This window comes from Alistipes montrealensis, from assembly GCF_018362775.1.
Classification (GTDB): domain Bacteria; phylum Bacteroidota; class Bacteroidia; order Bacteroidales; family Rikenellaceae; genus Alistipes; species Alistipes montrealensis.
On the sequence record NZ_JAGYXY010000009.1, the window covers coordinates 1 to 14,367 of the forward strand.

Genomic DNA, 14,367 nt, shown 5'->3' on the forward strand with positions numbered 1-14,367 from the left:
CGGCCCAAGCAAACGCTCCCGCGATCCAATTCCCGAAGCAATACGAAAACTTCGAGATGATTCTCGACTGGAAAACTCCTGGAGAAGCCGGTATCGCGGTAAGGGCCATTCCGCAGATTCGTTTAGGCGGTGTGTCCGGTACGGGTATGCTGGCGGACGATAAAGGTGTTGCGGATGCCGATAACCGGCCGGGTAATTGGAATACACTCTATGTAAAGGTCGTGGACGACCGTATCACCGTCTTCGAAAACGATGTGAAAATAGTCGAGAACGCCGTGATGACCAATCCGGATATGCCGGGTGAACCCGTCAGTATCTGCGGTTGCATCGAACTGATTGCCGGCACGGCTCCCGTCGAATTCCGCAATGTATATGTAAACGAGCTGCCTTCGACGCCTGTTTTCGAACTTTCGGCGGAAGAGGCTGCTGAAGGATTCGAGGTGCTTTTCGACGGTCGGTCGCTCCACAAATGGACCGGCAATACGACCAATTACGTGCCGCTGAACGGTACGATCGATGTGACGGCGCAATACGGCGGCTCGGGCAACCTCTACACCAAGAAAGAGTACAGCGACTTCGTGCTGCGTTTCGAGTTCCGTTTCATTCGGGAGGGCGTCAACAACGGTATCGGCATCCGCACGCCGATGGGCGTCGACGCTGCGTTCGAGGGGATGGAGATTCAGATTCTCGACCACGACGCACCGATTTACAAGGATATCAAAAACTACCAGCAGCATGGTTCGGTTTACGGTGTAATTGCAGCCAAACGTGTGAAATTCCCGCCGCTCGGTGATTGGAACGTGGAGGAAATCCGCGCCGTGGGCGATCGTATCACCGTGACGGTCAACGGCGAGGTGATTCTCGACGGCAACATCCGCGAAGCCTGCCAGGGCCATTGCGTAGGCGACCCGGGCGAGAAGGGGAACCACTATATGATCGACCATCGGAATCATCCGGGACTGTTCAACAAGAGCGGTCACCTTGGTCTGCTGGGGCATGGCGCAGGTATTCAGTTCCGCAATCTGCGGGTGTTGGACCTGAGTGCTTCAGGGCGTAAATAGGCCGAAAATCGTTGCCCGTCCGGATTTCTCCGGACGGGCGGCGGCTTTCACCCCGTCCGCTTTTGACCGCCGCTGTCCGGAAGTGCGAATAACCGGGTTTGTCGAGCCCGGTTCCGTACGTTGCGGCTGTATCCGGAATATGTATGACTGTTCGAACATCTGTGAAGACCTGATGAAAATTAAACCGGTCGTGTCCCGTCCTGTGAAGATCGCCGTGATCGGAGCCGGGAACCGGGCCGACAAATACCTCGAATATGCCCGTCGTTATCCCGACCGGCTGCAACTCGTGGCCGTCGTCGAACTGAACGAGTTGCGCCGTCGTGCGATGGCCGACCGGTTCGGACTGCCGGAGGATCGCCGCTATGTGAATTACGACGATTTCTTTGCCGATCGTGTCGAGGCCGATATGGTGCTGGTTTCGACGCCGGAGAATGCCCATTTCGACCCGGCCGTCAAGGCGATCGACGCCGGATACCACCTTCTGCTCGAAAAGCCGATTGCGCAGCGCCTGGACGAATGCCGTGAGATTGCGCGGCGCGCCCGGGAACGCGGAGTCCGGGTCGGAGTGTGCCATGTGCTGCGCTATCATCCTTATTTTGCCAAAATCCGGGAACTGGTCGCTTCCGGCGAGTTCGGACGGATCGTCTCCGTCAATCACATTGCATCGGTCGGATTGGACCGGGCTACGCACAGCTATGTGCGTGGGATTTTCCGCCGGGTGCGCGAAGCGAATCCCATCCTGCTGGCCAAATGCTGTCACGACATCGACTTCCTGTTGTGGCTGACCCGTTCGCGTTGTTCGAAACTCTCGTCGTTCGGATCGCTGCAATGGTTTCGGGCCGAGAATATTCCCGAAGGAGCCGGAGAACGGTGTCTCGACTGTAAAATCGAGCCCCAATGCCCCTTTTCGGCGCGCGATCTCTATTATGTCCGCCGGGACTGGGTGGCCAGTTTCGACGTTCCCGAAGGGATGACCCTCGACGATGCCATTCTGGAAGAACTGCGTACGGGACTTTTCGGCCGCTGCGTCTACCGTTGCGATAACGATGTGGTGGATAGACAGTTGCTGTCGATGGAGATGGATGACGCGGTCGTCGTGAGCCTGTCGATGGAGATGTTCTCCAACGATGATTTCCGGCGGACGCATATCTGGATGACCGGCGGAGAGATCGACGGTGACGAGCGGACGCTTCGGGTCCGGAAGTTCCGCGGCGGTTATGAGCGGACATACGACTTTTCGGACATTGCCGGACAGCCTTTCCATGCCGGGGCCGACCTCTATCTGATCGACGATTTTATTCAGGCGCTCTACGACCCCGACCATGTTTTCCTGACTTCGATCGAGGATTCGATCGAGAGCCACCGCATCTGTTACGAGGCCGAACGCAGCCGCCGGACGGGCGAAACGATTCGCATGGACGAATACCGTTTCCGATAACTTACATTGCATAGACCGGGCAGAGCCGGTCGTAGCCGGAAGATTCGTTTTTCCGGCTGTTTTGTTTCCGGAGGTGTTGTTTTGTGCGGATCGGTTGCAGCCGGTTTTCGGAAAGATTGGTTGGAACGAAAAAGAAAAATCCTTGTAACAAGCTTGTTACAAGGATTATGCAATTGATTTTCTGTTGAATGACACCCGCCTTCCGAAGGTTGTGTGTCGTCTTCTGAGCTGACACCGGGACTTGAACCCGGGACCTCTTCCTTACCAAGGAAGTGCTCTACCACTGAGCTATGTCAGCAACATTTCTCTTTCGAGTGGTGCAAAAGTACACAAGAAAAATGAAAAGACCAAAAAATTGTACACTTTTCATAATTATTTTCTACCTTTACTACCAATTCATAATAGAAATCAGATGAAACGCATCTTAATAGTAGGCGCAGGCGGCCAGATCGGTTCCGAGCTGACAGTTTATTTGCGCAGTATTTACGGCGGCGGGAATGTCGTCGCAACCGATATGCGCGAGTGCAGGACGTTGGCCGAGGACGGTCCGTTCGAGGTGTTGAACGCCCTCGACGCGACGGCTATGGCCTCGGTCGTGGCCCGTTACCGCATCGATACGATTTTCAACCTCGTGGCCCTGCTGTCCGCCGTGGGCGAGCGCAATCCCCAGATGGCGTGGAACGTCAACATGGGGGCGCTCAACAACTCGCTCGAAGTGGCCCGCCAGCACCATTGCGCGCTGTTCACCCCGTCGTCGATCGGCGCTTTCGGACCCTCGTCGCCCAAGGATTCGACGCCGCAGGATACGATCATGCAGCCGACGACGATCTACGGTATCTGCAAGGTCACAGGCGAACTGCTGGGCAACTATTACCACCATAAATACGGCGTCGACACCCGTTCGGTGCGTTTCCCGGGCATTATTTCGAGCGTCACGCTGCCCGGCGGCGGCACGACGGACTATGCGGTCGAAATTTACTACGAGGCGATTCGCAGCGGCCGGTTCACGTGTCCCGTTCCGTCAGACGTGTATATGGATATGATCTACATGCCCGACGCCCTGCGCGCCTGCGTCGAGTTGATGGAGGCCGACCCGGCGACGCTCATCCACCGCAACAGCTTCAACCTCGCGTCGATGAGTTTTACGCCCGAGATCATCTGCGCCGAGATCAAAAAACGCCTGCCTGCATTCACGATGGACTACAACGTCGATCCCGTGAAAAAGGAGATTGCCGAAAGCTGGCCCAATTCGCTGGACGACACCTGTGCCCGCGAGGAGTGGGGCTGGAAACCCGAATGGGACCTTTCGCGCATGACCGACGACATGCTGGAGCATATCCGTATGAAACTGGCTGCGGAGTGAGTGATGTCGGGATAATTCCCCTCATCGCTGCCTCCGAAAACCGGGTCGGCGAGACCCTCCCGGCCTATCCTGCGGGAACGCTGCGGGTGACGAGGCCGCCGAAGTCATTATGTTTTACGCCGGGGCAGGGAATTTGCCTTTGTCCGAACCGATCGAATAACCGAAAATCGCAGCTATGAAACGAATCGTCCGGAGCGTTGTTGTCCTTTTGGTGCTGTTGGCGGCAGCCATTGCCGGCGGCAGCCTTTACATGCTGTCCTATTCGCTCCGGCCCGATGCGACGATGCAGGCCAAGAATGCGTCGTCGTATGAATATATGTACGGCGAATATCCCTTCCTGCGGCCGTGGGTCGACAGCCTCGAATGTGCCGGGGCCCTGCGGGATACGGTGATCGCCGGGAGCGGAGGCGAGCGGCTGCATGCGCTCTATGCGGCGGCGCCCCGCCCGACGGACCGTACGGCGGTGATCGTTCACGGCTATACGGACAATGCCGTGCGGATGCTGATGATCGGTTACCTCTATAACCACGACCTGGGTTACAACATCCTGCTGCCGGACCTCAGTTATCATGGCCAGAGCGAAGGCCGGGCCATCCAGATGGGATGGAAGGACCGTCTCGACGTGCTGCGGTGGATGGACGTTGCCAACGAAATCTTCGGCGGCCGTACCCGTATGGTGGTCCACGGAATTTCGATGGGCGCTGCGACGACGATGATGGTTGCGGGCGAAGCGCAGAAACCCTATGTGAAATGTTTTGTCGAGGACTGCGGTTACACGAGCGTCCGGGATCAGTTTGCCAAGGAGCTGAAAGAGCAGTTCGGGCTTCCTGCGTTTCCGCTGCTCGACGTGGCCGGGTGGATGTGCGGCCTGAAATACGGTTGGACTTTTCGCGAGGCTTCGTCGCTGGAGCAGGTGCGAAAGAGCCGGCTTCCGATGCTGTTCATCCACGGCGATGCCGACGATTATGTGCCGACATCGATGGTTTACCCGCTCTACGAAGCCAAGCCCGGTGAAAAGGAGTTGTGGGTGGTTCCGGGAGCTTCGCACGCGAACTCGTACCGCGATAACCGGGAGGAATATACGCGCCGTGTCGGGGAGTTCGTGGGGAAATATATCGGTGACAAACCGGAGTGAATTGAATAAAGACCGCGATTATATATTTTCATGTATCACCGTCCGAAGAGTACGTCATCTCCCTCCCTGAGGGAGGGTTGGGGAGGGGTCGGATTTGTATGCGACGCCGTAGGCGGCGACAACGGGCGTCGACAGCGGGATTGGTCCAATGAAATACATAATTGCCAATGAATTATAATATGGATAATTATAACTTGCAGCAGGCACAAGCCTTTTACCGGATTCTGGAGGAGGCTATCGGGAAACTTCCCGCCGACGTGCGTGCGAAACTTTACCGGCCGTGTGCCGTCAATTGTGTGAAAGATGTCGTTCTGGCGGAGCTTCGCCGGCAGTTCGAGGAGTGCGGCTGCGACCTGGACAAGCAGTATGCGAAATACAACCGCTCGGAATATTTTTTTGCCGACATCGTCGAGCCGGGACGGGTTTATGAGATCGGGTATCCCCGGTGTCTCTGTCCGCAGGTCGATGCCGGGTTCGTCGCGGCTCCGACCCATTGCGAATGTTCCCGCCAGAGCATCCTGTTTGTCTATGAGGAATTGATCCCGGATAAAACCGTCCGGGTGGAAACGCTGGGAACCGTTCTGGAGGGAGCTTCCGAGTGCCGCTTCCGGGTTGTGATTGAATAAAAACCGGTAAAACCGGTTGCGCGATGCGGCAAGTCCCCTCCTGAGGTGGGGATTTAGGAGTGGGTAAGATCTATAAACGCGGCCGTTGGCCGCGAGTGCGAGACTGCGAGACAGGCGGAACTGTCCGGCGATGCGGAAACGCAATGCAAAACAAAAAGAGTTCAGACCAAAGCCTGAACTCTTTTTGATTATGAACCGATCCTTGGACTATGCCTTGCCGGCCGAACCGAGGACGTTCTCGCACTTGTGCTTGTAGAGCTTCTTCAGCTCGTCGCGTGCCGGACCCAGGTATTTGCGGGGGTCGAACTCGGCGGGCTGGTCTACGAAGATCTGACGGATGGCGGCGGTCATAGCCAGACGGCCGTCCGAGTCGATGTTGATCTTGCAAACGGCGCTCTTGGCAGCCTCACGCAGCTGCTCCTCGGGAATACCTACGGCATCCTTCAGCGCACCGCCGTGGGTGTTGATGATCTTCACGTACTCCTGGGGAACCGACGACGATCCGTGCAGTACGATGGGGAAACCCGGGATCTGCTTCTCGATCTCCTTGAGGATGTCGAAACGCAAGGGGGGCGGAACCAGGATGCCCTCGGCGTTGCGGGTGCACTGCTCGGGCTTGAACTTGTTGGCGCCGTGCGACGTGCCGATCGAGATGGCCAGCGAATCCACGCCGGTCTTCGATACGAAGTCTACGACCTCCTCGGGGCGCGTGTAGGTGTGGTGCTCGGCCGAAACCTCGTCTTCCACGCCGGCCAGTACGCCCAGCTCGCCCTCGACCGTTACGTCGAACTTGTGGGCATATTCAACGACCTGCTTGGTGAGGGCTACGTTCTCCTCGTAGGGCAGGTGCGAACCGTCGATCATCACCGACGAGAAGCCCATGTCGATGCAGCTCTTGCACAGTTCGAACGAGTTGCCGTGGTCGAGGTGCAGTACGATGGGGATGTTCTTGCCGAGCTCCTTGGCATACTCGACCGCGCCCTGGGCCATGTAGCGCAGCAGCGTCTGGTTGGCATACTTGCGTGCGCCGGACGAAACCTGCAGGATTACGGGCGACGAAGCCTCGACGCAAGCCGCAACGATAGCCTGCATCTGCTCCATGTTGTTGAAGTTGAATGCCGGGATGGCATAACCGCCTTTGATGGCCTTGGCGAACATGTCGCGCGTGTTCACAAGACCCAGATCTTTGTACGATACCATAGTATTTGAATTATTAGTGAATTTATTGCACTCAAAAAACCGCACAAATTTACTAAAAATTCTAAATAACAGCCGTTTTTTGTGAAAAAAATAACAGCCCGGGCAGGAAATAGTTATGCAATCCGGATTGTTTTTTGTAAATTTGCGGGGACTTTCCGGTGACGGGCAGAAACATTGCAGCAGGTTTTTGGCGGCATATCCGCCCCTGTTCCGGGTGGGATGCCGGTCTGAGGCGACAACACAAAACAAATAACATACATATTACGCTATGGCAGACTTTATTTATCAGGAGCCGTTCCCCGTGGGGGAAGACAAAACCAAGTACCGTCTTTTGACGAAGGAGTACGTGAAGGTCGTCGAGTGCGACGGACGCAAAATCCTCAAGGTCGACCCCAAGGGCCTCGAACTGCTTTCGAAAGAGGCTTATGCCGACGTGTCGTTCTACCTGCGCTCCGCGCACCTCGAAAAGCTGCGCAACATCCTCGAGGACCCCGAAGCCACCGACAACGACAAGTTCGTGGCCTACACGATGCTGCTGAACCAGGTCGTTTCGGCCGAAGGCGAACTGCCGACCTGCCAGGATACCGGCACGGCTATCTGCATCGGCCATAAGGGCGAGGACGTTTACACGGGGGCCGACGATGCCGAGTGTATCGCCAAAGGCGTTTACGAGACTTATAAGGGCCGTAACCTGCGTTATTCGCAGGTCGTTCCGCAGACGATGACCGAAGAGAAAAACTCGGGTACGAACCTTCCCGCCCAGATCGACATCTACGGCGGCAAGCCCGGCATGGAATACGAATTCCTGTTCATCACCAAGGGCGGCGGTTCGGCCAACAAGACGTTCCTTTACCAGCAGACCAAGGCGCTCCTGAACGAGGAGTCGCTCACGAAATTCATCAAACAGCATATCTTCGACCTCGGTACGTCGGCCTGTCCGCCTTACCACCTGGCGATCTGTATCGGCGGTACGTCGGCCGAGATGTGCCTCTCGACGGTGAAGAAGGCTTCGGCCGGTTACCTCGACGAACTGCCCACCTCGGGCAACGAGGGCGGCCGCTGCTTCCGCGACCTGGAGTGGGAGGAGAAGGTGTTGAAAATCTGCCAGCAGAGCGGCGTCGGCGCCCAGTTCGGCGGCAAATACCTCGTGCACGACGTGCGCGTGATCCGTGCCCCGCGCCATGCGGCTTCGTGTCCCGTGGCCATCGGCGTGAGCTGCTCGGCCGACCGTAACATCAAGGCCAAGATCACCCCGTCGGGCATCTTCCTCGAAGAACTCGAAAAGAATCCCGCACGCTTCCTGCCGGCCGAGGCTCCCGCCATGTCGCCCGCTGTGGACATCGACCTCGACGAGGGCATGGACAAGGTGCGCGCGATCCTTACGAAATACCCGATCAAGACGCGCCTGAACCTCCGCGGTACGCTGATCGTGGCCCGCGACATCGCCCATGCCCGCATCAAGCAGATGCTCGACGAAGGCAAGCCGATGCCCGAGTATTTCAAGAAGCACCCGGTTTACTATGCCGGCCCGGCCAAGACGCCCGAGGGTATGGCTTCGGGCTCGTTCGGTCCCACGACGGCCGGACGTATGGACCCCTATGTGGATTTGTTCCAGTCGCAGGGCGGTTCGCTGGTAATGGTGGCCAAGGGCAACCGCACGCAGCAGGTTACCGATGCCTGCAAGAAATACGGCGGTTTCTACCTCGGTTCGATCGGCGGTCCGGCTGCGATCCTTGCCAAGAACTCCATCAAATCGGTCGAGGTCGTGGACTTCCCCGAACTGGGCATGGAGGCTGTGCGTAAGATCTATGTCGAGAACTTCCCGGCGTTCATCATCGTCGATGACAAAGGGAACGACTTTTTCGCCGACTTCAAGCACTAGAACGGATCGACGATTCTGATTTGTGCCTTTTTTAGGATCGGGACACCGTGATTGCCGCCTGTGGCGCCGTGTGAAAATCCGACCCGCCCCAACCCCTGCCCGAGGCAGGGGCTTAGGGGCCCGGGCGGCAGGATCGGCGTTTTGAACGGTCGTCGTTAATTAGTCGCATGAAAAAATACTAAAGGGCAAAACTTTACGTTGTAAAATCGGATAAACGATTTTATTGCAGGCTCAATGAGAGATTTTGTTGCAAAAATATCCCTGACGGCACTCTTCGTGCTGGCGATCTTCTCGGCATCCGCTGCCGAGAAGGTCACTTTTGAGGCCAGTTCGCCGCTGATGGTCGCCGTCGGCGAGGCTTTCCGCGTGGAGTTCACGCTGAACGCCGAACCTGACGCCAACACGTTCAAGGCCCCTTCGTTCGAAGGCTTCGACGTGATTGCCGGGCCGAGCGTCTCGACCGGTTCGTCGGTGCAATATGTAAACGGGTCGATTACCAAAAGTTTCAGTTACGGCATCACCTACGTGCTCCTGCCTCAGGCAGCGGGCAATGTAACGGTCGGTGCCGCGGAGGCCAAGGTGGGCGGCACGACTTACCGGACCAAACCGCTGCCGATCGAGATCGTGAATGAGAGCGAAGGCGGAGGCTCCGGGGCCCGGCAACAGCAGCAGGGCGGCACAAACCGTCCCGGCAATGCCCAGGCGGATGTCCAGGGCCAGGTCGCCAAGGACGATATCCTGCTCCGGGCGGTGGTTTCGCGGTCGTCCGTGTATAAAAACGAGCCGCTGCATGTGGCTTTCAAACTCTATACGCGGGTTCCTTACGTCAACATCGTTCCCGAATCGGCCCCGTCTTTCAACGGATTCTGGTCGCAGGACCTCAGTGATCCCAATTCGGCCCGTGTAGGACGCGAGACCTACAACGGCAAGGTCTACGAGACGCGTGTACTGTACGATTACCTGCTCTATCCGCAGCAGGTCGGCTCGCTCACGATCGACCCCGTGGATATGACCGTTGTGGCGCAGGTGGTGGTGCAGAGCCGGAATGCCGATCCCTTCTTCGGGGGCGGCCGCGAGGTGTTCAATGTGCCGCGCAAGGTGCAGAGCCAGCGTACGACGGTGACCGTCAAGCCGCTTCCTTCGGGAGCTCCCTCCAGTTTCAGCGGAGCCGTGGGGCGTTTTACGATGGATACGCAGCCGCCTGCGGAGCGCATTGCGGCCAATTCGGGCGCAACCTTCACGGTCAAGATTTCCGGTACGGGCAACCTTACCTTCGTGCAGGCCCCGAAACTGTTGCTGCCGACTTCGTTCGAGCAGTATAACGTCAAAACCACCGAGTCGATCAACACGGCGTCGACCGGTATCTCCGGTTACCGCCAGTTCGAATATCCCTTCATTGCGCGAGCCGAGGGCACTTACGACATCGAACCGATCGAGTTTACCTACTTCGACCCCCAGCGTGTACAGTACGTGACGCTCCGCTCGAAGCCGCTGACGCTCGATGTTACGCCCGATGTGCACGGCAGCGGCGATGCGGTGGTGATGCAGGGCCGCGGCATGTCGAAGGAAGAGGTAAAGATGCTGGGACAGGACATCCGCTTCATCAAGCTGGGCGGTGCGCAGCTGCGTTCCGAGCGTGTCCCGTTCATTTTCAGCGCCGCTTACTGGATTCTTCTGTTGGGTATCTTGGTAATCTTTACGATGATCTATGTGGCCCTGCGCAAGCAGATACGCGAGTCGCAGAACGTCGCCCTCGTACGCGGCAAGCGGGCGAATAAAGTCGCCGTACAGCGTTTCCGCGCCGCCAAAGGCTATATGGAGGAACAGAACCGCCACGCCTTTTACGAAGAGATGCTCCGCGCGCTGTGGGGCTATATGAGCGATAAGTTCAACATCCCGGTCGCCAACCTCACAAAAGAAAATGTCCGCGAGGAGTTGCATAAACGGGGCGTTTCGTCCGAAGATTCGCAGCGTTTCACGGCCATCATCACCCAGTGCGACGAGGCGCAGTATTCACCCGTGGAGTCGGCGCGCATGAACGATGTCTATTCGGAGGGCGTGAATCTGATTTCGCGTATCGAATCGGTGATAAAACGATAGTGTTATGAAGCGATTGATCTTATTCCTTATATTGCTGTCGGGCATTCTCTGCGCCAGGGCGCAGGAGAGTGCCGACTCGCTGGCGCAGCCCGCCGTTTTGACGGCTCCGGAACAGTTGGCCGAGGCGTCGCCCGACCAGTTGTGGGACCGCGCCAACACGGCCTACATCAACGGCGACTACCACGTTGCCGCGGAGTTCTACGACCAGATCCTCGCCCGCGGGCTGAGTTCCATGAAACTCTACTACAACCTGGCCAACGCCTATTTCAAAGAGGGGCAGTTGGGCCGGTCGATACTTTTCTACCACCGGGCTCTGCGGTTGGCTCCCGGCAACGACGACATTCGCTATAACCTGAGCGTCGCCGAGGCCCGTACGAAGGACAACATCGAGCAGATACCCGAATTTTTCTTTACCGAATGGATGCGCGACGTGCGCCGCCTGATGAGTTGTACGGCGTGGAGCCTCTTTTCGCTGGGGGCGTTGGTGTTTGCCCTGGCGCTGTTCCTGGTCTACCTGTTGGCACAGCGTTTGTCGTTGCGCAAGACGGGATTTTACGGGACCCTCGTTGCGGTGGCGGTCTTCATGCTGACGAGCTGGTTCGCCATGGGCGAACGGCGCGAGATGCTCGACCGGACGCAGGCCGTCGTGATGGCAGCCTCGACCGCCGTGAAGAGCTCCCCCGACAAGTCGGCGACAGACCTCTTCGTACTGCACGAAGGGACGCTCGTCGAAATTGCCAACCGCCTCGACAACTGGTGTGAAATCACCATTGCCGACGGCAAGAAAGGGTGGCTCGAATCCAGAATGATCGAAACGATTTAAATGTCGAAACTTTTACAGGATGTCGTCGGCGAGCTTTCGAAACTCCCGGGCGTAGGCCGCCGCACGGCGTTGCGCCTGGCTATTCACATCCTGCGTATGGAGCGGGATTCGGTGGCCGACATGACGTGCAGCATCGACCGCTTCCGCAATGAAATACGCTACTGCTCGCAGTGTAACAACCTCTCCGACGAGGAGGTCTGCCCGATCTGCGCCGACCGCGAACGGGACCACGCTACGATCTGCGTCGTGGAACAGGTTGCCGACGTGCTGTCGGTCGAGAATACGCGGCAGTACCGGGGCATGTACCATGTGCTGGGAGGCGTCATCTCGCCCATGCAGGGTATTTCGCCCTCGGACCTGAAGATTGACCTGCTGTGCGAACGTATCGCCCGGGGCGGTGTGAAAGAGGTGATCCTCGCCATCTCGACCTCGGTCGAAGGCGAAACGACGCTCTTTTACCTGATGAACCGCCTGCGGCAGTTCCCGGAGTTGAAGGTTACGTCGATCGCCCGCGGTATCGGCTTCGGCGACGAGTTGGAGTATGTCGACGAACTGACGATCACCCACGCGCTGATGAACCGGCGCGAGATCGAGTAGCCCGCCGGAAGGTGCGGCTCACGGGGGGGCGTCGTCTGTGTAAGATAGAATCGGTTTTCTTAAAATTGGAATACTATGGATTTTGTAACGAACGAGAAACTCACCATCGTGGGTGCAGCCGGCATGATCGGCTCGAACATGGCTCAGACGGCGCTGATGATGCGCCTGACGCCCAACATTTGCCTTTACGATCCCTACGGACCGGCGCTGGAGGGCGTGGCTGAGGAACTTTTCCACTGCGCCTTCGAGGGGGTGAACATCACGTGGACGACCGACATCCGGGAGGCGTTGACCGATGCGGCTTACGTCGTATCGTCGGGCGGTGCGGCCCGCAAGGCCGGCATGACGCGCGAGGACCTGCTGAAAGGCAATGCCGAGATCGCCGCGCAGTTCGGCAAAGACCTCAAGGCTTATTGCCCGGACGTGAAGCACGTCGTTGTGGTCTTCAATCCCGCCGACATCACGGGTCTCATCACGCTGATCTATGCAGGACTGAAGCCTTCGCAGGTTTCGACCCTCGCGGCATTGGACTCCACGCGTCTGCGTTCGGAACTGGCCAAATACTTCAAGATTTCGCCCGATGAAATCCGTAACTGCCGTACCTACGGCGGCCACGGTGAGCAGATGGCAGTCTTCGCTTCGACGACGCTCGTCGCCGGAAAACCCCTTTCGTCGCTGATCGGTAAGGAAATGCCCGAAGGCGACTGGGCCGACCTGCAGCAGCGGGTGATTCAGGGCGGCAAGCACATTATCGACCTCCGGGGCCGTTCGTCGTTCCAGAGCCCGGCCTACCTTTCGATCTGCATGATCGCAGCGGCCATGGGCGGCAAACCGTTCGAATACCCGGCCGGCGTATTCGTTCATAACGACGAGTTCAAACATATCCTGATGGCGATGGAGACCTCCATTACCAAGGAGGGCGTTTCGTATAAGAACGTGCAGGGCACTGCCGAAGAGCATAAGAAACTCACCGAAAGCTACGAGCACCTTTCGAAACTGCGCGACGAGGTGATCTCGATGGGCATCCTGCCGCCCGTCGGAGAGTGGGGCCGCCTGAATCCGCACCTGAAATAACAGGAAATACAAAACTGAAAAGGACCGGATGTATCCGGTCCTTTTTTAATTGGATGTGCAGAAGTCCACGGGAAGCACTATTTTCACGGGAACCTTTCGCCCGTTCAGCTCTCCCGGCTTCCATTGCGGGGAACTTTCGAGCGCCCGGACCGCTTCGGCGGACAGGCTGCGGTCGGGCGTTTGCAGGACGCGGATATCGGTCAGACGCCCCGTCGTGTCGATCACGAACGAAACCACTACGCGGGGTGGAATAGGAGGGCATCCGATGACGACCCGGACATTCCTGACCCGTTCGTTCACCCATTTACGGAATGTTCGGATGTCGTCTTTCCGGAACAGGGGCGGCGTGTCGCAGTGTATCAGGCGGAGCGAATCGCGGAAAATGGAGACCTGGGCCTGCTGTTGTTCTGTCGTAGCATTCTCCAGCCCGAAGGCCGTCCACGCGGATGTAATCAGCAGGAGCGCGCAGCCGATTTTCGCGGGTGTCGTCACGGTTTGGCCTGGAACACGGCGCGCAGTTCGCCGTCGCTGAGCAGCAACAGCATCGGGCCGTCCATGTCGTAATGGGTCACGGATTCGAGCGCCTTGGTGAAAGCGTCCTCCTGCTCCATGCCCGGGCAGGCCATCATCGTCGAGGCGAGGGGGCCGATCTTCAGCGTGCGCTTTTCGTCGGTCTTGTAGGTTCCCATCAGGCGGTTGCACGCACCTACGCCCGCCATGCGGTTGTTCTCGGCGAGCAGCGTGATCGTGAACTTACCCTCTTCGGGCTTGATTGCCTTGCCGCCGAGCTGAATCAGTTGCCACTCGGTTCCCACCAGCGGACGGCGGGTCTTTTTCTGGTAGGAACGGCAATTGCAGCATCCGGCCATAAGGGCCGCAGCGACAGCGACTATCGCGATTTTGAGTAAAATCTTCATTGTTTTTCCATTTATATCATACCACAAATATAGGGAATAAATCGTACCTTTGGTGTCGTAACGATATTTTTATGGGCCGGGAGGCGTTGCGGGACAGTGCGCCCGGTTTTTGTTCCTGTCGGGCTCTTTCAACTGTTTTAATATAAAAACC

The 14,367-nt window shown here is 57.7% G+C and carries 13 protein-coding genes and 1 tRNA gene; 10 read left to right on the forward strand and 4 right to left on the reverse strand.

What is annotated here, in order from left to right; genetic code table 11:
* On the forward strand, window positions 1-1,061 hold a 1,061-nt coding region (locus tag KG007_RS13425; RefSeq protein ID WP_213349617.1), incomplete at its 5' end, for a 3-keto-disaccharide hydrolase.
* 172 nt (window positions 1,062-1,233) lie between these two features.
* Window positions 1,234-2,499 carry a Gfo/Idh/MocA family protein gene (locus KG007_RS13430; protein ID WP_213349619.1) on the forward strand — a complete coding sequence of 422 codons (1,266 nt, stop codon included), beginning with the start codon at window positions 1,234-1,236 and terminating at the stop codon, window positions 2,497-2,499.
* A 226-nt stretch (window positions 2,500-2,725) separates the two neighbouring features.
* Here KG007_RS13430 and KG007_RS13435 read toward each other — a convergent pair.
* Window positions 2,726-2,797 (reverse strand) — tRNA-Thr (locus KG007_RS13435).
* Between the two features lie 114 nt (window positions 2,798-2,911).
* On the opposite strand from KG007_RS13435, the gene KG007_RS13440 reads away from it, so the two are divergent.
* From KG007_RS13440 to KG007_RS13450, 3 genes are all read left to right on the forward strand, one after another.
* Complete coding sequence (locus KG007_RS13440) at window positions 2,912-3,862, forward strand: NAD-dependent epimerase/dehydratase family protein (RefSeq protein ID WP_044054450.1); 951 nt, start codon at window positions 2,912-2,914, stop codon at window positions 3,860-3,862.
* A gap of 175 nt (window positions 3,863-4,037) precedes the next feature.
* A complete protein-coding gene (locus tag KG007_RS13445) occupies window positions 4,038-4,997 on the forward strand; it encodes an alpha/beta hydrolase (protein ID WP_213349621.1) in 960 nt (319 codons plus the stop codon).
* Window positions 4,998-5,176: 179 nt separating this feature from the next.
* A complete protein-coding gene (locus KG007_RS13450) occupies window positions 5,177-5,623 on the forward strand; it encodes a hypothetical protein (RefSeq protein WP_195461949.1) in 447 nt (148 codons plus the stop codon).
* A 207-nt stretch (window positions 5,624-5,830) separates the two neighbouring features.
* On the opposite strand, the gene KG007_RS13455 is transcribed toward KG007_RS13450, so the two are convergent.
* The gene (locus tag KG007_RS13455; protein WP_149886994.1) at window positions 5,831-6,823 is read right to left on the reverse strand and encodes a class II fructose-bisphosphate aldolase; all 993 of its coding nucleotides are present in this window, start codon (window positions 6,821-6,823) and stop codon (window positions 5,831-5,833) included.
* A 268-nt stretch (window positions 6,824-7,091) separates the two neighbouring features.
* Here KG007_RS13455 and KG007_RS13460 point away from each other — a divergent pair, with 268 nt between their 5' ends.
* The 5 genes from KG007_RS13460 (at window position 7,092) to KG007_RS13480 (ending at window position 13,299) form a co-directional block, all read left to right on the forward strand.
* Entirely contained in the window at window positions 7,092-8,705 is a 1,614-nt protein-coding gene (locus KG007_RS13460; RefSeq protein ID WP_195461950.1) for a fumarate hydratase, read from the forward strand.
* Between the two features lie 234 nt (window positions 8,706-8,939).
* Window positions 8,940-10,805, forward strand: coding sequence for a BatD family protein (locus KG007_RS13465; protein WP_213349623.1), 1,866 nt, complete (start codon window positions 8,940-8,942; stop codon window positions 10,803-10,805).
* Between the two features lie 4 nt (window positions 10,806-10,809).
* Window positions 10,810-11,628, forward strand: coding sequence for a tetratricopeptide repeat protein (locus KG007_RS13470; RefSeq protein ID WP_213349625.1), 819 nt, complete (start codon window positions 10,810-10,812; stop codon window positions 11,626-11,628).
* Complete coding sequence (recR, locus tag KG007_RS13475) at window positions 11,629-12,225, forward strand: recombination mediator RecR (protein ID WP_195461953.1); 597 nt, start codon at window positions 11,629-11,631, stop codon at window positions 12,223-12,225.
* 75 nt (window positions 12,226-12,300) lie between these two features.
* Window positions 12,301-13,299, forward strand: a complete 999-nt coding sequence (locus KG007_RS13480; RefSeq protein WP_213349627.1) for a malate dehydrogenase — start codon at window positions 12,301-12,303, stop codon at window positions 13,297-13,299.
* 45 nt (window positions 13,300-13,344) lie between these two features.
* On the opposite strand, the gene KG007_RS14065 is transcribed toward KG007_RS13480, so the two are convergent.
* Both KG007_RS14065 and KG007_RS13490 read right to left on the reverse strand, forming a co-directional pair.
* A complete protein-coding gene (locus tag KG007_RS14065) occupies window positions 13,345-13,791 on the reverse strand; it encodes an energy transducer TonB (protein ID WP_288332271.1) in 447 nt (148 codons plus the stop codon).
* Window positions 13,788-14,216 carry an META domain-containing protein gene (locus KG007_RS13490; protein ID WP_213349628.1) on the reverse strand — a complete coding sequence of 143 codons (429 nt, stop codon included), beginning with the start codon at window positions 14,214-14,216 and terminating at the stop codon, window positions 13,788-13,790. The genes KG007_RS14065 and KG007_RS13490 overlap by 4 nt, the downstream gene beginning before the upstream one ends.
* Between the last annotated feature and the right edge of the window lie 151 nt (window positions 14,217-14,367).

Bases quoted from the DNA above. Each gene is read 5' to 3' on its own strand.
- KG007_RS13430 (WP_213349619.1), top strand. From the start codon at position 1,234: ATGAAAATTAAACCGGTCGTGTCCCGTCCTGTGAAGATCGCCGTGATC.
- KG007_RS13440 (WP_044054450.1), top strand. From the start codon at position 2,912: ATGAAACGCATCTTAATAGTAGGCGCAGGCGGCCAGATCGGTTCCGAG.
- KG007_RS13445 (WP_213349621.1), top strand. From the start codon at position 4,038: ATGAAACGAATCGTCCGGAGCGTTGTTGTCCTTTTGGTGCTGTTGGCG.
- KG007_RS13450 (WP_195461949.1), top strand. From the start codon at position 5,177: ATGGATAATTATAACTTGCAGCAGGCACAAGCCTTTTACCGGATTCTG.
- KG007_RS13455 (WP_149886994.1), bottom strand. From the start codon at position 6,823: ATGGTATCGTACAAAGATCTGGGTCTTGTGAACACGCGCGACATGTTC.
- KG007_RS13460 (WP_195461950.1), top strand. From the start codon at position 7,092: ATGGCAGACTTTATTTATCAGGAGCCGTTCCCCGTGGGGGAAGACAAA.
- KG007_RS13465 (WP_213349623.1), top strand. From the start codon at position 8,940: ATGAGAGATTTTGTTGCAAAAATATCCCTGACGGCACTCTTCGTGCTG.
- KG007_RS13470 (WP_213349625.1), top strand. From the start codon at position 10,810: ATGAAGCGATTGATCTTATTCCTTATATTGCTGTCGGGCATTCTCTGC.
- recR (WP_195461953.1), top strand. From the start codon at position 11,629: ATGTCGAAACTTTTACAGGATGTCGTCGGCGAGCTTTCGAAACTCCCG.
- KG007_RS13480 (WP_213349627.1), top strand. From the start codon at position 12,301: ATGGATTTTGTAACGAACGAGAAACTCACCATCGTGGGTGCAGCCGGC.
- KG007_RS13490 (WP_213349628.1), bottom strand. From the start codon at position 14,216: ATGAAGATTTTACTCAAAATCGCGATAGTCGCTGTCGCTGCGGCCCTT.